The following is a 20,393-nucleotide window of genomic DNA, read 5'->3' as shown; positions in this document are numbered from 1 at the left end:
CGCCCTGCCGTCGTCGCGCGCGTCCTCGCCCGCGGACGGCCCACCCGTGGCCGCCCCGTCGGCCCCTCGCCAGTGGCGATCGGCCCGGTCGAACGCCTCTGACCGGGCCCGGGCCGTCTCCAGCGCACGCGCCGCGGCCTCACGTGTCGGATAGGGCCCCATGAGGGACTGCCAGTGCGAGCGGCGCCCCTCCTCGACCTCGCGCGTGCGGGTGTTGTAGTAGAACTCCGGCACGTCGAACCCTCCGGTCGGTCGGACCACTGCTGGCTTCTTCGTAGACTGCCAGGCATGTCGATCGTGCACCCGCCGAGGGCTGCGCTCGTTCCCGGGCGTGTCAGCCCCCGACGCGCCGTCCCCGCGTCCATCGCCCGCCCCGAGTACGTGGGCCGGCCCGCCCCCGCCCCGTACCGGGGTCCCGATGTCCTCGACCCGGACACTGTCGAGCGGGTGCGGGTGGCCTCACGCATCGCCGCGCAGGCGCTGGCCGAGGTCGGCCGGCACGTGGTGCCCGGTGTGACCACCGACGAGCTCGACGCGATCGGCCACGAGTTCCTCGTCGAGGCCGGCGCCTACCCGTCGACGTTGGGCTACCGCGGCTTCCCCAAGTCGCTGTGCACCTCGCTCAACGAGGTGATCTGCCACGGGATCCCGGACTCGACCGTCGTGCAGGACGGCGACATCGTCAACATCGACATCACCGCCTACATCGACGGGGTGCACGGGGACACCAACGCCACGTTCCTCGCCGGCGATGTCGACGAGGAGTCCCGGCTGCTCGTCGAGCGGACCGCCGAGGCCCTGCGCCGCGGCATCAAGGCGGTCGCACCCGGCCGCGAGATCAACGTGATCGGCCGGGTCATCGAGCGCTACGCGGCACGGTTCGGCTACGGCGTGGTGCGCGACTACACCGGTCACGGCGTCGGCCCGGCCTTCCACACCGGTCTGGTGGTCCCGCACTACGACGCCGCACCGGCCTACGACACGGTGATGGAGCCCGGCATGGTGTTCACCATCGAGCCGATGCTCAACCTGGGCACCCCGGACTGGGAGGAGTGGGACGACGACTGGACGATCGTCACCGCCGACGGCCGACGCAGCGCCCAGTTCGAGCACACCCTCGTCGTGACGGCGACCGGCGCGGAGGTGCTCACGCTGCCATGACCACTCCTCAGCACCAGGTCGCGTTCGGCATCGACATCGGCGGCAGCGGTATCAAGGGCGCCCCGGTGGACCTGACCACGGGGCAGTTCCTCGCCGAGCGGGTGCGCATCGCCACGCCGCAGCCCGCCACCCCGGCGGCGGTCTCGCAGACCGTGGCCCAGGTGGCCGACGCGTTCGCGCTGGACCGGTCCGTGCCGATCGGCGTGACGTTCCCGGCGGTCATCCAGCACGGCGTGGCACTCTCGGCGGCCAACGTCGACCCGTCGTGGATCGGCACCAACGTGGAGACCGTCGTGCGTGAGGCCACCGGGCGCCCGGTGCTCGCGGTCAACGACGCCGACGCCGCGGGCTTCGCCGAGGTCGAGTACGGCGCAGCCAAGGGCGTGCCCGGTGTGGTGCTCGTCATCACGCTCGGCACCGGGATCGGCTCCGCGCTCATCGTGGACGAGGTGCTCGTGCCGAACACCGAGCTCGGTCACCTCGAGGTGGACGGGCACGACGCCGAGTCGCGTGCGGCCGACTCCGCCCGCGACCGCGAGGAGCTCAGCTGGAAGCAGTGGGCCGAGCGCCTGCAGCGCTACTTCGACGTGGTCGAGAAGCTCTTCTCCCCCGACCTCATCGTCGTCGGCGGCGGAGTGAGCAAGAAGCACGAGAAGTTCCTGCCGCTGCTCGACCTGCGCGCACCCATCGTGCCCGCCGGGCTGCTCAACGCGGCCGGGATCGTCGGCGCGGCGAGCCTGGCGGCCCAGCGGCGCTGAACTCCCCCGGGGCCGCGAGCGCGGCGGCGCTCAGTCGGACGAGGCGCTCGACCCCTCGAGCTCGCGTCGGCGCTGCTCGCCCTGGGTGAGCAGCACGAACCGGAAGATCTGCTCGGACTGCCGGGCCGTGAGGCCGACGAGCTCGCAGCCGTAGCGCCAGCCGGACATCGACTCCTCACCACGCAGCACCCTGGCCGTGAGCGGCAGCAGACCGCCGAGCACGCCGAACTCGAAGTGCACGAGGGTGCCCAGCGGCAGGTCGGACGGCAGCAGGAGCCGGACGCCGGTCGCGCTGATGTCGAGGACCGAGACGATGACCGAGGTCTCGTCGTCACCGGGCTCACGGCCCGCCCGTCCGATGGAGCCGCGGCACGTCATGTGCACCCGCACCCGGGCGGCACCCCGACGCTGCCGGACCGAGAGCTGGACGAGGTGGCCGACCTCGACCAGGTCGTCCTCCACCGCGAGCACCGTCGCGCCGTACCGCACCTCGCCGCGGACCTCGTCGAGCAGCTGCAGCTCGACAGGTGCGCCCGGCGCCAGGTCGGTGAGTGCGGAACGGCACCGGAGCACCAACGTGCTCGACGTCGAGTCCTCGACGTGACCGTCGACCTGGGCGCCGGTCGCCGTGACCAGCACACCGCGGGCCAGCTCGTGCATCCCGACCTCCCACCTGCGCGGCAAGACCGTACCGCGTCGGTGGGCCTTTGGGCCCGGCCTCGCAAGGCGGGCGCATCGGCACGGCGTGCCCTGGGCCTGTTCGGTCGCGAGGGGCGCAGGCATCCCCATCCGACACTCGCCTTCCCACGGGGATTCGGTGAACCAACGACCGCTCGTCTTGAGCGCCCCAAGAAGACCTGGGGAACACGCCCCCGCTGCAGGACGCCTCGACACCCACTCCAGGAGCGACACGCCCACCAGAGCGACACCGTGAACAGCCAACGACCCGCTTCTAGCTAGGCTTCAGATCGAGAGGCATGGTCCAGCGGGAGGCAAGATCGATGTTCAGTCTACTGGTCGGGTTGAATGGTGACGTCGTACCTCAGGGGCGACTATTCGAGTACACCGACGAAGAAGCTCGGAAGCCCTTCGACGGCGACCACATTTCGAGGCTACAGCACATTCCCGCCCTGCGCATGCCGGAGGTGAAGGATGAGACGCACGAACAAGTGGCCCGGGTTGGATCGATTGCATCCATCCGTCGCTCCGACGCCGGCCACCGATTTACATTTGTGCCAAACTCGAACCTGGAACCCATCTCGTCCTCCACAATTATGAGCCTCGCCGGTCAACTGGGCGTCGATCCCACGAGTTGGGAGTTCACTCGCACACACTGGGCGGTCAAGGATGTCGACCTGTTCGAAGTCCTCCTCGAACATCAGATGAATCTGCATCGGGGCGGCTCCGGCAACTTCCGCTCATCGGGGGCAGTTCAGTTTCCAGTAGGGAAGCCTCGGGACACATCCCTCGTCGCTGTGATGATGCCATTTTCCCGGATGTTTGACGTCGTCTACGAGACGATCGAACTGGCGGTCGCCGACGCGGGTCTTCACTGCGCACGCGCTGACGACATCTGGGATCACGACCTTGTGATGGGAGATGTTCTCTCCCTGTTGTGGCGTTCGACTGTCGTCATTGCCGACCTGACTGGCAAGAACACGAATGTGTTCTACGAGGCTGGACTCGCCCACGCGCTCCCAAGACGGACTGTGCTCCTTACTCAGGACCCCGATGATGTCCCCTTCGACCTCAGGTCAATTCGGTATCTTCACTATGGCGTCGGAACCGCGGAGCGCGCGACGCTGCGAAAGCAGTTGAGCGAACGTCTCACCACTCTGGTTGCGCAGTCCGACGACTGATGCTCTAGGGACCCCCTGGGAGCGCGAGCTCATGATTGCGCGCTGTTGCGACTCGACGTCCTATGCTGCCCTGCCGCGTCTTGGGTGCTGCTACACCTTGAGGCCGCCCAGTTCGCCGTTCTCGCGCCGTCCCAAAAGACCGATGCGGCTATGCCGTTGCGGGACCCGATCCACGGGCTCGACCGTTGGCGCCATCACCGGCCCGACGCCGCTTGTCGCCTTCACGACCAACGGCGGACGATGTCGAGAGCGGTGGCCTGGTTATCGGCAACAGATTCGGCGTGAGAGCGGCGAACGAGCAGCTAACGCACCGGTCAGAGCCGCAGCGGTGAGGCCGTCGATGAAGCGCCTGATAACGGTGCTGCAGCGGACTCTCTTCTGACCAGTTCCCCCTGACTAGGACGTTCTTGAGCCTAGTTCCCCTAGGGGGCGGATGAGCCAGTAGATGCGCCACGCGAAGTGGCCAGCGCCGATGACCTGTGGGTTCGCGGTCTTTGGGGGCTGTGTGGCGGCTCAGGAAACCACGCGAAGGCCGCGGCCGGAGAACAGGAAGTTGTCGGCGGGCGTCGCGAACCCCGCGATCTCGGCGATCTCGGGGGGCGTCAGACCACGGGCGGCGAGAGACTCACCGATGTGCGCGCCGAGGCGAGGGTGTTCAGGAGCGATGTCCTCAGAGGCGGGTTCTGGGTTCCGAAGTCCGCGAGCATTGAGCATCTTGTACATCGATGCGCGCTGCTGTCCGGTGATCAGGTTGAGGCCGTGGGCGCGCTCGACCAGGGCAGCGATCGACACACCCCAGGTTCTCTTGAGCTCGATGAGGTCGCCGATGCGCAACCGCCTGAGGTAGTGCGAGATCTGCTCAGCCGGAAGGAGGAGCTCGGCCGCGAACTCATTGGCCTGCTGCTCCGCTTGGTCGTCGATGTAGATCGAGTGCAACACCAGGTGCCCGAGCTCGTGGGCGAGGGTGAACCTGAGTCGATCGGTCGGCATGTTCGCGTTGATCATGACGATTGGATGTTCGTTGGCCCACTGCGACAGTCCGTCGACGCGGGGGCCGGCACCGAAGTTGCTCTCGACGACCAGGACCCCGGCGGACTCCATCCAGTCTGTGAGGTTACCGATCGGCCCGACGGGCATGCGCCACTGGGCGCGCAGCAGTCGCGCGGCATCAGCGGGAGAGGTCTCATCTGTGTCGAACGAAGGGACGGACCGCTCCGCTCGTAGAGCGACCTCCTCGCCGAGGTGTGCCGCGTGTAGGCGAACCAGGTTCAGTTGAGCCTCGAGCTCACGCCAGACGGTGACGGGAGTCGTCTTCTGCCGTCGCATGTGCGCGTTGACGGCGATGCCGCCTTCGATCCGACCTGCCTCACGCAGCAGTGCGGGCGTGACGCCGAGTGCCCTCGCGACGTGTGCGAGGGCCTCATCGTCCGGGGTCCGAAGTCCGCTCTCGTACCGCGACAAGGTCGCCTGAGTGACCCCGGCCCTTTCGGCCAACGTCTCCTGGGTCCAACCTTTGGCGCGGCGGGCGGTCGAGATGACCTCGCCGAGCTGACTCATTGCGACTCGCGCTCCTCGTCGATCCCGGAGGCACGGCGCAGGTCGATGTCGGGGAGCCGAGGAGTGATGGGGCTCCACACGATCGGTCCGACGGACGATCCCGGCTCTGCGGCTGCGATCTCGACCATCCATTGCGGGCTGTGCTTGCCTTCACGGAACGAGATGACGGTCTCAGCCATCGATCGCAGCTCGGAGTCCCAGCGGTACCCGGCCGCGAGATGGATCTCCTCAAGGCCGTCGAAGGAGTCCTGTCGCGACCCTGACCAGAACTCCACATCTGCAGGGGTGGGGTATGACGAGATCGCCATCGACGTGCTGTGGCGCTTGACCCGCAGGCGATAGGTTCGGCCCGCCGGGAGCTGCAGGACGATTTCCCGGACCGGCTCCTTGTCGATGAGCGTGATGCCCTCGTCATCGAGCCCGCTGAGCAGATCCACGCAGTGAGCCCAGATCCGTTCGTGGAGGATGTTCGACACTCCACGTTGGCTCATCGGCGGGATCCACGAGGGCTTGAACTGCCGCAGGTCCTGCCAGTCGGCGCGTGCGCCGTCGGTCGCTCGGGCGATCGCCTCGATGACCTTCGAACCGACCTCGCCAAGGACCTTGTCCGGATCGCGGGGTGAAAACATACCGGGAAATATACCACCTACAGTCAAGGCATCGACTGGCGGACGGCGATCCAGGGGTTGTGGGGGGGCTACGCGCATCAACACGCAGCCACACGCTGCAACAACAGGAGCCCCAGAGAGCCCCCGCGCGACCCGTGTAGCAGGCGAACATGCAGGTCAGGTGCTTGAAGTGCGGATGAGTCAGTCGATACGCCGGGTTCTGTCCCGGTCCGCGGTCTCCCGCGGTCCGGTGACGGCCATCCATCTACGACGTACGTTGCCGCACGCCTCCAGCGGTCTACCCGGGAACTCGGGCGGGCCGCCCTCGAACGCTCCCTGTCTGACCTTGCTCCGGGTGGGGTTTGCCTAGCCGCACCGGTCACCCGGTGCGCTGGTGGTCTCTTGCACCACCGTTTCACCCTTACCTCCTCGCCCCGGCGAACCGGGCCGTGGAGGCGGTCTGTTCTCTGTGGCACTGTCCCGCGGGTCACCCCGGGTGGGTGTTACCCACCACCCTGCCCTACGGAGCCCGGACGTTCCTCGGCGGGTCTCGGTCGAGGCCCGACGCGGCCGCCTGACTGACTCATCCGCACCGCCAGCCTACCGGCCGCACGCGCCCCCGGAGCACCCCGGGGCCGACGACCGGTCCGCGCGCACGGTCAGGAGCGGACCAGGATCCGGCCGCACTCCTCGCAGCGGACGACCTCGTCGGGGTCGGCCGAGGAGATCCGGTGCACATCGGACGGGTTGAGCTCCATCCGGCAGCCGTCGCAGCGGTTGCCGACCAGCCTGCCGGCACCGCGGCCGGACAGCTGGGTGCGCAGCTTCTCGTACAGCGCCACGAGGGCCGCGTCGAGGCCGGCGATGGCGGCCGCACGCTCGGTGCGCACCTGCGCCACCTGGGCGTCGATCTGCGCGAGCGCGGCCTCGACCGCGGCGCGGGCAGCGACCTGCTGGGCCACCACGTCGTCGTAGGCGCTCTGCTCGTGGCCGAGCGCGGACTCGTGCGCCTCGAGGCGTTCCATCACCTCGAGCTCGACCTCCTCCAGCTCGGTCTGCCGGTGGGCCAGGTGCTCGAGCTCGGCGGACAGCGCCTGCACGTCCTTGACGCTCGCCGCCCCCGAGTCCAGGCGGGCCTGGTCGCGCTGGGCGCGCGAGCGCACCTGCTCGACGTCGGCCTCGGCCTTCTTCAGCTCACGGCGCAGGTCGTTGGCTGCCGTCCGGCTCATCACGAGCGCAGCGTCCAGATCGGCCAGCCGGGCGTCGAGCTCGGCGACCACCGCGAGCTCGGGTGTGGTCCGGCGGCGGTGCGCGAGCTGGTCGAGCTGGGTGTCCAGGTCCTGCACGGCGAGCAGGCGGGCCTGGTCGGCGGCCGGGGCTTTCGTCACGGGGCTCCTTCGAACGTCGGTGAGGCGACGTGGCCCGTCCACGGGTCGGTGCGCAACGTGCTCACGTGGGTGGTCACGCTACCGCCTAGGTCCGCGACCAGCGTCGCCGCGGCCCCCGGCAGCCACAGCCACTCGCTCGCCGAGTGCGCGACGTCCACCAGGTAGGGAGTCGCCGCGGCCCGCCGGCCGGTCGCAGCCTCGACGAGCGCCTGCTCGCGGGCCTCGGAGGCCGGGTGGTGCCGCAGGTCGGCCGTCACGTAGACGTCGGCGCCCGAGGCGCGCACGGCGTCGAAGAACCCGTCACCCGACCCGCCGAGCACCGCGACCGAGCTCACCGACCCGTCGGGGTCCCCGGCGTAGCGCACCCCCGCCGCGGTGGGCGGCAGGGCGGCGGCGACCCGAGCCGCGAACACCGCCAGCGGTTCGGGCGCGGCGAGCCGGCCGAGCCGCCCGGTCCCGGTGCCGCCCGGCAGACCGGCCTGCTCGAGCACGTCGAAGGCGGGCTCCTCGTACGGGTGGGCGGCCCGCATCGCCGCCACCACGGCGGCCCGCCGCGACCGCGGGGCGATCATCTCGACGCGCGCCTCGACCACCTCGGCGATCTGACCCGCGGTGCCGATCGCCGGGGACGCCACGTCCGAGGGGATGAAGGTGCCCGTCCCGGTGCTGGTCCAGGCGCAGCGGGAGTATTCCCCCAGCGCACCTGCACCGGCCGCGGACAACGCGTCGACGAGCCGGTTCGCCGCCTCGACGGGCACGAACACCACGTGCTTGTCGAGCGCGGGCCCCGGTGCCGCCAGCAGCGGGCGCACGTCGAGCAGGCCGAGGGCGTCGGCGAGGGCGTCCGCCACACCGGGGTTCGCGACGTCGGCGTTGGTGTGCGCGGCGTACAGGCCGATCCCGGAGCGGATGAGCCGGTGCACCAGCGCTCCCTTGGCGGACGAGGCCGCGACCGAGTGCACGCCCCGCAGCAGCAGGGGGTGGTGGGTGACGATGAGGTCGGCCCCGCGCCGCTCGGCCTCCTCGACCACGTCGAGCACCGGGTCGACCGCCAGCAGCACGTGCCGCACCCGGGCTGCCGGGTCGCCCACGACGAGCCCCACCCGGTCCCACTGCTCGGCGCCCGAGGGCGGGTACCTGCGGTCGAGGGCCTCGACGACCTGGGCCAGCGTGGGGTGGTCAGCCATGGTGTGCACGGTACCGGCGCCGAGCAGGGCAGGGTCGCTCAGGGTCGACCACCACGAGGTTCAGGGTTCGACCAGGGACCTCCCGGGCCGCAGCGACCCCCAGCCTCTGACAGGGTCGTCCCATGAGCCTGAGCGAACCCGCCCCTGCACCGACCCCCATCGCCACCACACGCAGCCTCACCAAGGTCTACGGCTCGGGCGGCACGGCCGTCCGGGCCCTCGACGGCGTCGACCTGGACCTGGTCCGCGGTGAGCTCACCGCGGTGATGGGCCCGTCCGGGTCCGGCAAGTCCACCCTCATGCACTGCCTCGCCGGGCTGGACCGCCCCACCTCGGGCACGGTCGTCGTCGACGGCGAGGAGGTGAGCGCGATGGGCGAGCGCGCCCTCACCCGGCTGCGCCGCACCCGTCTCGGCTTCGTCTTCCAGGCGTTCAACCTGGTGCCGACCCTGACCGCCGCCGAGAACATCCGGCTGCCGCTGGACATCGCGCGCCGCCCGGTCGACCAGCAGCTGTTCGACGACGTCGTCGCCGCCGTCGGGCTCGGTGACCGGCTCGACCACCGCCCGAACCAGCTCTCCGGCGGGCAGCAGCAGCGGGTGGCGTGCGCCCGCGCCCTCATCAGCCGGCCGGCCGTGGTGTTCGCCGACGAGCCGACGGGCAACTTGGACTCGAAGTCCGCCGGCGAGGTGCTGGGCTTCCTGCGCCGCAGCGTCGACGAGCGCGGCCAGTCGGTCGTCATGGTGACGCACGACCCGCGCGCCGCCTCGTACGCGCACCGGGTGCTGTTCCTGGCCGACGGCCGGATCGTCGAGGAGCTGCGCGCCCCCACGCAGGACTCCGTGCTGGCCACCCTCGGCCGGATCACCGCCGAGGAGACCCACTGATGCTCCGGATCGCCCTGCGCGGTGTGCGGGCGCACCTCGTGCGCTTCGGCATGTCCGTGCTCGCCGTCGTCCTCGGCGTCGCCTTCGTCTCCGGGACGTTCTCGCTGCGCGAGATGCTGTCCGGCACCTTCGACGACATCGTGTCCGCCTCCACGACGGCCGACGTCTACGTGCGGGTCCCCCCCTCGGACACCCAGGTGACCGACGGCGGCTCCGCGGTCACCGCGGGCGGGCTGCCGCTGGGCCTGGCCGCCACCATCGCGACCGCCGACGGCGTGGACCGCGTGCTGCCCTCGATCAGCGGACCGATCGTGCTCGTGGGCGCCGACGGGACGGCCGTGCGCAGCTCCCAGGCGCCGAGCATGGCCGTCGGCTTCGACCCCGACGACCACACGGTGACCCTCACCGGGCGCGCACCGCACGGTCCGGACGAGATCGCCCTCGAGTCCCACACCCTGGCCGCCTCAGGCCTGGCCGTCGGGGACACCACGAGGGTCCTGGCCTTCGGCCAGCCGCGGCAGGTGACCGTGGTCGGCTCGGTGGACTACGCCGCGCCGATGGCGGGCGCCACCATCGTCGTGCTCGACGAGGCGACCCTGGAGAGCCTGTACGTCGTGGACGGCACGGTGAGCTCGTTCGCGGTCTATGCCGACCAGGGCGTCTCGCAGCAGACCCTGCGCGACCACGTGGCCGACACCCTCGCCAGCGCCGGGACCGGCACGGCCACCAGCGCCGAGGTCGTCACCCGCGCCCAGGTCATCGAGCAGACCACCGCCCAGATCGACAAGCAGCTCGGGTTCGTCACCACGTTCCTGCTGGTGTTCGCCGCGCTCGCCCTGTTCGTGGGGGCGTTCATCATCGCCAACACGTTCACCATGTCGGTGCGCCAGCGGATGCGGGAGTTCGCCCTGCTGCGCGCCGTCGGCGCCTCACCGGCTCAGGTGTTCGCCTCCCTGCTCATCCAGGCGGGGGTGATCGGACTGGTCGGCTCGGCGATCGGCGTGCTGGCGGGGCTAGGCCTCGTGCAGGCGCTGCGATCGGTGTTCGCGCAGATGGGCATGACGTTGAGCGACCAGGTGCCGCTGCGGCCCGGCTCGGTGGCGATCGCCGTCGCCCTCGGAACGCTCACCTGCCTGGGCGCCACGCTGCTGCCCGCGCGTCGGGCCGCCCTCGTGGCACCCGTGGAGGCGATGGCCGAGCAGACCTCGATCACCGAGCGGTCCCTGCGCTGGCGTGCGCTCACCGGGGTGCTGCTGCTGGTCGCGGGCGTGCTCGGCGTGGTCTGGGCGACCGGTCACCCCGGTGCCGACCGGACGGACCTCGTGCTCGGCATCGGTGCCTCGGCCACCCTCATCGGGGTGCTCGTGCTCGGTCCGGTCGTCGTGCCCGCGGTGGTGCGGCTGCTCGCCGTGCCGCTCGTGCGCTGGTGGCGGCCCATCGGCCGGCTCGCCGCGGGCAACGTCGTACGCAACCCGCGCCGTGCGGCCAACACGGCCGGCGCGCTCACCATCGGGATGGCCCTGGTCGGGGCGACCACGGTGCTGGCCGCCTCCACGCAGGCGTCGGTGACCGGCATGATCGACCAGCAGATCACCGCCGACTACGTGCTGCGGGCCGACTACCCCGACAACGTGAGCGAGGCCGTCGTCACCGGCGCCCGGCAGCTCGACGGCGTGGCCACGGTCTCCCCACTGCCGTACGCGGCGGTCCAGGTCGACGGCACCCAGGGTTCCGTCGCCGAGGCCGATCCCGCGCTCATCGGCACCTCGTTGAACGTGCCGATGGTGCAGGGTGACGCGGCGGCAGCCCTGCGGGCCGGTGACGTGCTCGTGCAGAAGCAGAAGGCCGAGAAGGCCGGCTGGGCGGTGGGCGACACGCTCACCTTCACCGGCCCGGTCGGGAGCACCACGCTGCGCATCGGTGCGATCCAGGACTCCGCGGTGCTCGGCGACATCCAGGCACCGCCAGGCACGCTCGCCACGCTCGTGCCGAGCCAGCAGGTGCGGTCCAGCACGGTCCTGGTCACGCTCGCGCCGGGTGCCGACTCGGCGACGGTGCGCACCGAGCTCGTCGACCTGGTCAAGCCGTACGTCGTGGTGTCCGTGATGGACTCGGCGCAGTTCGTCGACTCGATGGCTTCGCAGGTCGACCGGGTGCTCACGATCCTGTACGCGCTGCTCGGACTGTCGATCGTCATCGCGGTGCTCGGGATCGTCAACACGCTCGCGCTGTCGGTCGTCGAACGCACCCGGGAGATCGGGCTGCTGCGCGCGGTCGGTCTGGGCCGGCTGCAGCTGGCCGGCACGGTGACGGTCGAGTCGGTGCTCACGGCTGTCACCGGCACGCTCGTCGGCCTGGCGGTCGGGGTGGGCCTGGCCTCGGCGCTGCCGACGGTCTACGCCGACCAGGGTCTGTCCCAGCTCGCGGTGCCGTGGGCCAGCCTGGCCGCCATGGTGGGGCTGGCGGTGCTCGTCGGTGTGCTGGCCGCGCTGTGGCCGGGCGTGCGGGCAGCACGCCTCAAGGTGCTCGACGCCGTCAGCTACGAGTAGCCGCCGTCAACCACGAGCAGGTGACACCCGCCGGGCGTCAGGGCCGCAGCAGCGCCTTGACCGCCCGGCGGGTGTCCATCGCGTCGTAGGCCTGCGCGACCTCGTCGAGCGGCAGGGTGAGGTCGAACACGCCGCTGGGGTCCAACGTGCCGGCCCACACGTCCGCGAGCAGCTCGGGGATGTAGGCCCGCACGGGTGCGACCCCGCCGCGCACGCCGACGTTCGTGGAGAACATCTGCTGCACCGGCAGCTCCGGGCCGCCGGCCGGCACCCCGACGAAGCCGACCGTGCCGCCCGGCCGGGCGCTGTCGAGCGCCTGCTGCATCGACTCCTTGGTGCCGACTGCCTCGAGCACGGCGTCCGCGCCGATGCCACCCAGCAGGTCCTTGACCTGGGCGACGCCCTCCGCACCGCGCTCGGCGACCACGTCGCTCGCGCCGAACCGTCGCGCCAGCTCCTGACGGGCAGGGTTCCGGGACATCGCGACCACGCGCTCGGCGCCGAGCCGACGCGCGGCGAGGATCCCACACAGCCCGACCGCCCCGTCGCCGACGACCACGACGGTGCTCCCGGGCCGGACGCCGGCCGCACGCGCCGCGTGGTGGCCCGTCCCCATCACGTCGGAGAGCGTGAGCAGCGCCGGGACCATCGCGTCGTCGGGCACCTCGGGGGTCGCCACGAGGGTCCCGTCGGCCAGCGGCACCCGGACGTACTCGCCCTGGCCTGCGTCGGAGCGCAGCCCCTCGAAGTCCGGGCCGCCCCACCAGCTGAGCCGCTCGCACGAGGTGAACACCCCGTTGCGGCAGTGCACGCACGTCCCGTCGTGCACCGTGAACGGGGCGATGACGAACTGCCCGGGGCGGACCGTGCGCACATCCGCACCGACCTCCTCGACCACGCCGACGAACTCGTGCCCGATCCGCGCGGGCTGCGGGACGTCACGCACCCCGCGGTAGGACCACAGGTCGGACCCGCAGACGCAGGCCGCGACCACCCGCACGACGGCGTCGGTGGGCCGCTGGACCACCGGGTCCGGCACGTCCTGCAGGCGGATGTCACGGGGGGCGTGGATGACGGTTGCGCGCACGGCGCGAGCCTACCGGCGCGGGCCGAGGCACCCGCCGGGCGGTACCGTCGCGCCGTGAGGCTGCTGCGCTGCCCGTCGTGCGGGTTCCCCGCCTGGCTCGAGTCGACCCGGTGCCGTGCCTGCCAGGCGCCGATGATGCTGGCGACCGCGACGCTCACCATGGTGCCGGCCCCGGCCGCCCTGGACGAGCACGGCACCGCTCTCGTCGCGTGCGCCCACCGGGATCAGGAGTGCAACTGGTCCCTGCGCGCCGACGACGACGGCACGACGTGCTTCTCCTGCCGGCTCACGCGTCGTCGTCCGCAGGCCGATGACGCGGCCGCGCTCGAACGTCTGGCCGAGACCAGCAAGGCCCAGCGTCGGCTGCTCGTGGGCCTGGCCGACCTCGGGCTGCCCGTCGACCCGTACTGGCGCACCGACGGCGGCCTCGCGTTCGACCTGCTCTCGTCCCAGTCCGGCAACGGCCCGGTCACCATCGGCCATGCGGGCGGCGTCATCACCATCGACCTGGCGGAGTCCCTCGACGCGCACCGCGAACAGCTGCGGGTGCAGCTCGGCGAGCCCTACCGCACGATGCTCGGGCACTTCCGGCACGAGGTCGGCCACTACTACCAGTGGCAGCTGGTCGAACGGCCCGGCGGCGCGTTCCTCGAGGAGTGCCGCGCCCTGTTCGGCGACGAGCGCGCGTCGTACACCGACGCCCTCGCGCGGCACTACGCCACCGGGGCCCCGGCCGGCTGGCAGGAGACCTTCATCTCGGAGTACGCGACGATGCACCCCTGGGAGGACTTCGCCGAGACGTTCGCCCACTACCAGCACGTGCTGGACACCCTCGGCACGATCGCGCACGGCGGGGTGCGGATCGACGCCTCGGCCCTCATGGGCACCCGGACCCAGGACATCATGCCGCGCACGTCCTACGCCGATGTGCCCATGGCCGTCGCGCTGGAGGACTGGCAGTGGGTGTCCTACGAGCTCAACCGGGCCAACCGCGCGATGGGCAAAGGTGACCTGTACCCGTTCTCGATCCCGCCGGCCGTCGGACGCAAGCTCGACCTCGTGCACCGCATCGTGACGGCGTCCACGGTCCCGGTCCCGCTCGTGGCCCCGTTCCCGGGCGCCTGAGCGGCCGGTACCCTGGGCGGGCACTCGTGAGGGGCCTGTAGCTCAGCTGGTCAGAGCGCCGCGCTTACACCGCGGAGGTCGTCGGTTCGATCCCGGCCGGGCCCACCCTGCACCCACCTGACCGCGGCGCGAGACGGGTGCGGCGCTGCGGATCTACCGCAGCGTCCGCGTGCCAGGCGCCGCGACCAGCACCCAGTCCCACGACCCCGGTCCCGCGACCCCGGCCCTGAGACAGCGGCGAGCGCCCTACTTGCCCCGCCCGCGCGAGGCGACCCGCGTCGCCGCCCAGTCCGGTGCGACCGAGAACGTGGTCATCACGTGCAGCCCCGTCGTGCTCGCGGCGTCCTCGACGTCGGAGGGCAGCACGTGCCCCTCGCGCCCGGCCTTGGGTGTGAGCACCCAGATGGGTCCGTTGTCGTCCAGGACGGTCATCGCATCGACCAGGGTGTCCCCGAGGTCGCCGTCGTCGGCGCGGTGCCAGATGAGCACCCCGTCGGTGACGTCGTCGTAGTCCTCGTCGACCAGCTCGGCGCCGACGATCTCCTCGACCTGCGTGCGCAGCTCGAAGTCGACGTCGTCGTCGTAGCCGAACTCCTGGATGACCTGGCCGGTGACGAACCCGAGCCGCCTCACGGGGCTGGTGGAATCGTCCGTGCTCGCAGACACGTGCGCAGTGCTCCCTTCACCTGACGGCGAGCGCCGTCCCGATCTGGCACACCGTAGCCCACAGCACAGCCGCCGTCCCTGGCAAGGGCCCATGACGGTGCGCCGTGGACGCGCATGTGACTTTCGGCCTGGCGTGGTCTGAGAATGGGGACGACCGCCTGCACGCACCCCGCCTCGACCGGTGGCGACGCGGCAGGCCCGCAGACGCGACCCGGTGCCACCAGCGCCGGTCGTGCCCAGACGCCAAGGAGCACCGAGTGGCTTCCATCGACGAGACGGCCCCCCTCATCGGCGGCCTGCTCAGCCAGGTCCCCGACATCGACCCCGACGAGACCGCCGAGTGGTTGGAGTCCCTCGACCAGCTGATCGAGGCCAAGGGTGGGCCTCGTGCGCGCTACATCATGATGAGCCTGCTGCGGCAGGCCCGGTCCCGGAACGTGGCGATCCCCACCTCGCTCAACACCCCCTACGTCAACACCATCGCGGTGCACGACGAGCCGTACTTCCCCGGCGACGAGACGATGGAGCGCGCGTTCCGCCGGATGATCCGCTGGAACGCCGCCGTCATGGTGACACGAGCGCAGCGCCCCGGGATCGGGGTCGGCGGGCACATCTCGTCCTACGCGTCGGTGGCGACCCTGTACGAGGTCGGCCTCAACCACTTCTTCCGCGGCAAGGACCACCCGGGCGGAGGCGACCAGGTCTTCTTCCAGGGGCACGCCTCCCCCGGGGTCTACGCGCGCGGGCTGCTCGAGGGCCGCCTCACCGAGCAGCAGCTCGACGGGTTCCGGCAGGAGCTGTCGAACCCCGGCGGCGGGCTGCCCTCGTACCCGCACCCGCGCCTGGCCCCGGACCTGTGGGAGTTCCCCACCGTGTCGATGGGTCTGGGCCCGGCCAGCGCCATCTACCAGGCGTGGACCAACAAGTACCTGCACAACCGCGGCATCAAGGACACGAGCCAGCAGGACGTGTGGGCGTTCCTCGGTGACGGCGAGATGGACGAGCCGGAGTCCCGCGGCATGCTCCAGCACGCGGCCCAGCAGGGTCTGGACAACCTCACGTTCGTCGTCAACTGCAACCTGCAGCGCCTCGACGGCCCGGTGCGCGGCAACGGCAAGATCATCCAGGAGCTCGAGGCGCAGTTCCGCGGCGCCGGCTGGAACGTCATCAAGGTGATCTGGGGCCGCGAGTGGGACGTCCTGCTCAACGCGGACAAGGACCGCGCGCTGGTCAACCTCATGAACATCACGCCGGACGGTGACTTCCAGACGTTCCGCGCGGAGGACGGCGCGTTCATCCGGGACAACTTCTTCGGTCGTGACCCACGCACCAAGGCGCTCGTGGCCAAGATGACCGACGACGACATCTGGGCGCTCAAGCGCGGCGGGCACGACTACCGCAAGGTGTACGCGGCCTACAAGGCGGCGCGGGAGCACACCGGCGCACCGACGGTGATCCTGGCCCACACCATCAAGGGCTACGGGCTGGGCTCGGGCTTCGCCGGGCGCAACGCGACCCACCAGATGAAGAAGCTCAAGGTCGACGAGCTCAAGACGCTGCGCGACACCCTCCAGCTGCCGATCACGGACGCCCAGCTCGAGGAGAACCCGTACGTCCCGCCGTACTACAACCCGGGTGCGGGCGACGAGGCGATCCAGTACATGCTGGAGCGTCGCCGTCAGCTCGGCGGGTTCGTGCCCGAGCGCAGGTCGACGTACAAGCCGCTCGCGCTGCCGGAGGCCAAGGCCTACGACCGGCTCGCCAAGGGCTCGGGCCAGCAGGAGGTCGCCACCACGATGGCGCTCGTCCAGCTGTTCAAGGACCTGCTCAAGGACCCTGAGCTGGGACGCCGGCTCGTGCCGATCATCCCGGACGAGGCACGCACCTTCGGGCTGGACTCGATCTTCCCGAGCGCCAAGATCTTCAACACGGTCGGCCAGCACTACATGGCCGTGGACCGCGAGCTCATGCTCAGCTACAAGGAGTCCGAGTCCGGTCAGATCATGCACGTCGGCATCAACGAGGCCGGTGCGGCCGCGGCGCTGCAGGCGACCGGGACGGCGTACGCCACGCACGGCGAGCCGCTCATCCCGTTCTACTTCTACTACTCGATGTTCGGCTTCCAGCGCACCGGTGACCAGTTCTGGGCCGCCGGCGACCAGATGGCCCGCGGCTTCCTCATCGGTGCCACGGCCGGTCGCACGACGCTCACCGGTGAGGGCCTGCAGCACGCCGACGGCCACTCCCCGCTCATCGCGGGCACCATGCCGCACGTCGTGCACTACGACCCGGCCTACGGGTACGAGATCCGGCACATCGTGCGCGACGGGTTGGCGCGGATGTACGGCGACGACGGGCGCGACCCGAACGTCCTGTACTACCTCACGGTCTACAACGAGCCGATCCGCCAGCCCGCCGAGCCGCAGGACGTGGACGTGGAGGGGATCCTGCGTGGGATCCACCTCATCGCCCCGGTCGAGGGCGAGGGGCCGCAGGCGCAGATCCTGGCGTCGGGTGTCGCGGTCCCGTGGGCGCTGGAGGCCCGCGAGCTGCTCGCCGCGGACTGGGGGGTGCGTGCCGCCGTCTGGTCCGTGACCAGCTGGGGCGAGCTGCGTCGGGACGGGCTCGCCGCCGACCAGGCCGCCTACCTGCACCCGGGCGAGCCGGCCCGCGAGGCCTACCTCACGGCCAAGCTGCGCGACGCCAACGGCCCGTTCGTGGCGACGACCGACTTCGACCACCTCGTGGCCGACCAGGTCCGCGCCTGGGTGCCGGGTGACTACGCGACGCTCGGTGCGGACGGCTTCGGCTTCTCCGACACGCGCGCCGCGGCTCGTCGGCACTTCAAGATCGACGGTCCGTCGACCGCGGTGCGCGTCCTGCAGCGGCTCGCCGCGGCCGGCCAGGTGCCCGCCTCGGCCCCGGCCGAGGCGATCGAGCGCTACCGGCTCGAGGACGTCACGGCCGGCACCTCGGGGAACGCCGGCGGCGAGTCCTGACCCCACCGTCGTGGGTGTGCGTCCCGGTCCGGGGCGCACACCCACGACGGTGGGACGCCCGTGACCGGTGTCCTCGTCGCAGGCACTCCTGTGACGGTCGGGTACCACGGGCGACCGTGCAGCCGACCTCGGGCCGGCGAGAACGCTAGACGCGCTCGACCGCGTCGATCGCCCGGGTGAGCTCGGGCACCAGTAGCTCGACGGCCGCTGCGTCGGGGTGCTGCGCGAGCGCCTCGAGGTGCTGGCGGGCCTCGTGCGGCCGGCCGGCCTCGATGGCGGCCAGGACCACCTGGACGCCCACCTCGGGCACCTGCTCACGCACCCGCCAGTGGCCGACGCCGAGACCGAGGGCCTCACCGGGCTGACCGTCCTGCCGCAGCAGCTCGATGCCGGCGGCCAGGGCCCGACCGGTCGGGTCGCGATCGGCGGCGGTGACCAGACGGCGCAGACCGCCCTCGTGGTCGTCCACGACCGACAGCCGGGCCAGCTCGATGAGCGGGTACCAGGCCCGCGGGTTGCCGGCCAGCTCCTCGCCGAGCGCCCACACGGCCAGGTTCTCCGCACGCTGCCGCTCCTGCTCGACACCGTCCGCGGTCAACGGGTCACGGTCGGCCTCGACGGCCTGCGCGGCGCGCCGACGCACGATCTCCGCGAGGGCCGAGAACGCACGCTCGTTGTTGGGGTCGTCCGAGAGCATGGAGCGCAGGGCGTCCTCGTGCAGCGTGTCACCGCGCCGTCCGGCCTTCGTCGGCCGGCGGGCGCCGACCCGCGAAGCGGACGTCGGACGGCGCATCAGCTCGCGCAGTCGGGGTAGCAAGGCCATCACCCGACCATAGCGGCAGACGACCACGACGACCCCCGGGACGACGGGTCCGTTCACGCCAGCACCCTCAGGGTCTTTGTGCGGTTCCGACAAGCCTGCCTATGCTCCCCCCATGGCCACGACGCCCCCGACGACGACGAGCGCGGCCGAGACCCAGCGACGGGTCCGGGACGGTTCCGGCCTGCTCGCCGCCGCGGCGATGCGCCGGCTGGAGTCCGATGCTGCCTGGTACCGGGCACTGCCGGCGGAGGACCGTTCCTGGGTGGGCCTCGTGGCCCAGGCCGGGATCGCCGCCTTCGTCACCTGGTTCTCCGACCCGAGCAAGCCCCCGCACGGTGTGGGCGAGATCTTCGCCGCCGCCCCGCCCCAGCTCACCCGCTCGATCTCGTTGCAGCAGACGCTGCAGCTCGTCCGGCTGTCGGTCGACGTCGTGGAGTCGCACTCCGCCCGGCTGGCCGCACCGGGTGAGGAGCGGGACCTGCGCGAGGCCGTGCTGCGCTACTCGCGCGAGGTCGCCTTCTCCGCCGCCGAGGTGTACGCCCGGGCGGCGGAGGTCCGCGGTGCCTGGGACGCCCGGATCGAGGCCCTCGTCGTCGACGCCCTCGTGCGGGGGGACGTCGAGGACTCGTTGCGCTCCCGGGTGGCGGCCCTCGGCTGGAGCGGACGGGGCAGCACCCTCGTCGTGGCCGGCACGTCGGCGCGCCCGTTCGACGAGGTCTGGGCCGCCGATCTGCGTCGGGCCACCCGGCGCGCCGCGCAGGACGCGCTGGTCGGCATCCACGACGACCGGCTCGTGCTCTTCCTCGGCGGTGAGGGCGACCTCGTGGCGGCCGCGCACGGGCTGCTGCCGCGGTTCGGCCCAGGTCCCGTGGTGATCGGCACCCCGGTGGCCGGTTCGCTCTCGTCCGAGCTCGCCGAGTGCGCCCGGTCGGCCGCGCAGGTGCTGGCCGGCCTGACGGCAGCAGCGGCCTGGCCGCAGGCACCGCGCCCCGTGCTCGCCGGCGACCTGCTGCCCGAACGCGTGCTCATCGGGGACCAGAATGCTCGCCGGGAGCTGGTGACCAGAGCGTACGCACCGCTGGAGGCGCACACCGGTGCACTCCTGGACACGCTGTGGGCCTATCTGGGGACCGGTCGTTCGCTCGAGGCGGCCGCCCGCGAGCTCTACGTGCACCCCAACACCGTGCGCTACCGCCTGCGGCGGGTGGCCGATGTGACCGGCTGGGACCCCCTGGACGCACGCGACTCCTACGTCCTGCAGATCGCGCTCGCGCTGGGACGTCTGGAGAACCCGCCCAGCACCCCGGCGGCCCCCGAGGCGTTGTAGGGCACCGACAAGGCTCGTCGACATCCTTGGTCGCCGCCGTGACCGGGTACCCACCGCGGCGGCAGGCACAGTGGAGGCGTGCTCGTCGTCGTCTGCCCCGGTCAGGGCGCCCAGTCCCCTGGCATGCTCGCGCCGTGGCTCGAGATCGCCTCGTTCGCGACCTCGGTGCACCGCGCCTCCCAGCACACCGGGGTGGACCTGGTGTCCTACGGCACGACGGGCGACGCCGACGCCATCCGGGACACGGCGGTGGCCCAGCCTCTGCTCGTGGCCACCGCGCTCGCCTCGCTGCGGGTGGTGCTCGACGCCGACCCGGACGAGGCCTGGCCGCAGCTGACCGCGGGCCGGGTCGACGTCGCCGCGGGTCACTCCGTCGGCGAGCTGGCCGCCGCAGCGGTCGCCGGGCTGCTCA

At 71.5% G+C, this 20,393-nt stretch carries 17 protein-coding genes, 1 tRNA gene, 1 other RNA gene and 1 pseudogene; 10 read left to right on the top strand and 10 right to left on the bottom strand.

All coding sequences use genetic code 11. From position 1 onward, the window contains the following. Positions 1 to 261 (bottom strand): hypothetical protein (locus tag F2B26_RS17640; protein ID WP_328698661.1); only part of this gene is annotated, 261 nt, incomplete at its 3' end. A gap of 27 nt (positions 262 to 288) precedes the next feature. Between F2B26_RS17640 and map the strand changes: the two genes are divergently transcribed. Both map and ppgK read left to right on the top strand, forming a co-directional pair. Continuing rightward, positions 289 to 1,161, top strand: a complete 873-nt coding sequence (gene map, locus F2B26_RS07175) for a type I methionyl aminopeptidase (RefSeq protein WP_159807856.1) — start codon at positions 289 to 291, stop codon at positions 1,159 to 1,161. Next, positions 1,158 to 1,919: a polyphosphate--glucose phosphotransferase gene (gene ppgK, locus F2B26_RS07170; protein ID WP_159807854.1), complete on the top strand. Its 762-nt coding sequence runs from the start codon at positions 1,158 to 1,160 to the stop codon at positions 1,917 to 1,919. The genes map and ppgK overlap by 4 nt, the downstream gene beginning before the upstream one ends. A gap of 30 nt (positions 1,920 to 1,949) precedes the next feature. On the opposite strand, the gene F2B26_RS07165 is transcribed toward ppgK, so the two are convergent. Next, on the bottom strand, positions 1,950 to 2,579 hold the full coding sequence (locus F2B26_RS07165; RefSeq protein ID WP_159807852.1) for a PilZ domain-containing protein: 630 nt from the start codon (positions 2,577 to 2,579) through the stop codon (positions 1,950 to 1,952). A 341-nt stretch (positions 2,580 to 2,920) separates the two neighbouring features. Here F2B26_RS07165 and F2B26_RS07160 point away from each other — a divergent pair, with 341 nt between their 5' ends. Then, positions 2,921 to 3,778, top strand: a complete 858-nt coding sequence (locus F2B26_RS07160; protein WP_159807850.1) for a hypothetical protein — start codon at positions 2,921 to 2,923, stop codon at positions 3,776 to 3,778. Positions 3,779 to 4,291: 513 nt separating this feature from the next. Here F2B26_RS07160 and F2B26_RS07155 read toward each other — a convergent pair. The 5 genes from F2B26_RS07155 to F2B26_RS07135 all read right to left on the bottom strand — a co-directional run bounded on the left by F2B26_RS07155 (position 4,292) and on the right by F2B26_RS07135 (position 8,518). Continuing rightward, positions 4,292 to 5,335, bottom strand: coding sequence for a helix-turn-helix domain-containing protein (locus F2B26_RS07155; protein WP_159807848.1), 1,044 nt, complete (start codon positions 5,333 to 5,335; stop codon positions 4,292 to 4,294). Further along, a complete protein-coding gene (locus tag F2B26_RS07150) occupies positions 5,332 to 5,964 on the bottom strand; it encodes a hypothetical protein (RefSeq protein ID WP_159807846.1) in 633 nt (210 codons plus the stop codon). The genes F2B26_RS07155 and F2B26_RS07150 overlap by 4 nt, the downstream gene beginning before the upstream one ends. A 172-nt stretch (positions 5,965 to 6,136) precedes the next feature. Then, an RNA gene (gene rnpB / locus F2B26_RS07145) (RNase P RNA component class A) lies at positions 6,137 to 6,529 on the bottom strand. A 73-nt stretch (positions 6,530 to 6,602) separates the two neighbouring features. Continuing rightward, positions 6,603 to 7,331 carry a zinc ribbon domain-containing protein gene (locus F2B26_RS07140; RefSeq protein WP_159807844.1) on the bottom strand — a complete coding sequence of 243 codons (729 nt, stop codon included), beginning with the start codon at positions 7,329 to 7,331 and terminating at the stop codon, positions 6,603 to 6,605. Further along, on the bottom strand, positions 7,328 to 8,518 hold the full coding sequence (locus F2B26_RS07135; protein ID WP_159807842.1) for a Nif3-like dinuclear metal center hexameric protein: 1,191 nt from the start codon (positions 8,516 to 8,518) through the stop codon (positions 7,328 to 7,330). The genes F2B26_RS07140 and F2B26_RS07135 overlap by 4 nt, the downstream gene beginning before the upstream one ends. Before the next feature lie 122 nt (positions 8,519 to 8,640). Here F2B26_RS07135 and F2B26_RS07130 point away from each other — a divergent pair, with 122 nt between their 5' ends. Beyond that, positions 8,641 to 9,405: an ABC transporter ATP-binding protein gene (locus F2B26_RS07130; protein ID WP_159807840.1), complete on the top strand. Its 765-nt coding sequence runs from the start codon at positions 8,641 to 8,643 to the stop codon at positions 9,403 to 9,405. Next, entirely contained in the window at positions 9,405 to 11,954 is a 2,550-nt protein-coding gene (locus tag F2B26_RS07125; RefSeq protein ID WP_159807838.1) for an ABC transporter permease, read from the top strand. Before F2B26_RS07130 ends, F2B26_RS07125 begins: the two co-directional genes overlap by 1 nt. A gap of 37 nt (positions 11,955 to 11,991) precedes the next feature. On the opposite strand, the gene F2B26_RS07120 is transcribed toward F2B26_RS07125, so the two are convergent. Then, positions 11,992 to 13,041: a zinc-dependent alcohol dehydrogenase family protein gene (locus F2B26_RS07120; protein WP_159807836.1), complete on the bottom strand. Its 1,050-nt coding sequence runs from the start codon at positions 13,039 to 13,041 to the stop codon at positions 11,992 to 11,994. Between the two features lie 54 nt (positions 13,042 to 13,095). Here F2B26_RS07120 and F2B26_RS07115 point away from each other — a divergent pair, with 54 nt between their 5' ends. Continuing rightward, the gene (locus F2B26_RS07115; protein ID WP_235929545.1) at positions 13,096 to 14,166 is read left to right on the top strand and encodes a zinc-binding metallopeptidase family protein; all 1,071 of its coding nucleotides are present in this window, start codon (positions 13,096 to 13,098) and stop codon (positions 14,164 to 14,166) included. A gap of 31 nt (positions 14,167 to 14,197) precedes the next feature. Beyond that, positions 14,198 to 14,271 (top strand) — tRNA-Val (locus tag F2B26_RS07110). A gap of 141 nt (positions 14,272 to 14,412) precedes the next feature. Here the strand turns inward: F2B26_RS07110 and F2B26_RS07105 are convergent. Next, complete coding sequence (locus F2B26_RS07105) at positions 14,413 to 14,832, bottom strand: DUF3052 domain-containing protein (protein ID WP_159807834.1); 420 nt, start codon at positions 14,830 to 14,832, stop codon at positions 14,413 to 14,415. Positions 14,833 to 15,089: 257 nt separating this feature from the next. Between F2B26_RS07105 and aceE the strand changes: the two genes are divergently transcribed. Beyond that, positions 15,090 to 17,831: a pyruvate dehydrogenase (acetyl-transferring), homodimeric type gene (aceE, locus tag F2B26_RS07100; protein WP_159807832.1), complete on the top strand. Its 2,742-nt coding sequence runs from the start codon at positions 15,090 to 15,092 to the stop codon at positions 17,829 to 17,831. Positions 17,832 to 17,976: 145 nt separating this feature from the next. Here the strand turns inward: aceE and F2B26_RS07095 are convergent, their stop codons facing one another. Further along, positions 17,977 to 18,711 carry a hypothetical protein gene (locus F2B26_RS07095; RefSeq protein WP_328698660.1) on the bottom strand — a complete coding sequence of 245 codons (735 nt, stop codon included), beginning with the start codon at positions 18,709 to 18,711 and terminating at the stop codon, positions 17,977 to 17,979. A 55-nt stretch (positions 18,712 to 18,766) separates the two neighbouring features. Here F2B26_RS07095 and F2B26_RS07090 point away from each other — a divergent pair, with 55 nt between their 5' ends. Together F2B26_RS07090 and F2B26_RS07085 are read left to right on the top strand one after the other, a co-directional pair. Beyond that, positions 18,767 to 19,981, top strand: coding sequence for a PucR family transcriptional regulator (locus tag F2B26_RS07090; RefSeq protein ID WP_159807828.1), 1,215 nt, complete (start codon positions 18,767 to 18,769; stop codon positions 19,979 to 19,981). A gap of 78 nt (positions 19,982 to 20,059) precedes the next feature. Next, positions 20,060 to 20,393: pseudogene (locus F2B26_RS07085) on the top strand (ACP S-malonyltransferase); the annotation flags it as partial.

This window comes from Cellulomonas citrea (assembly GCF_009829685.1).
Taxonomy (GTDB): domain Bacteria; phylum Actinomycetota; class Actinomycetes; order Actinomycetales; family Cellulomonadaceae; genus Cellulomonas; species Cellulomonas citrea.
Note: the sequence above shows the minus strand (reverse complement) of the source record. Positions and strands in the feature narration are given on the sequence as shown.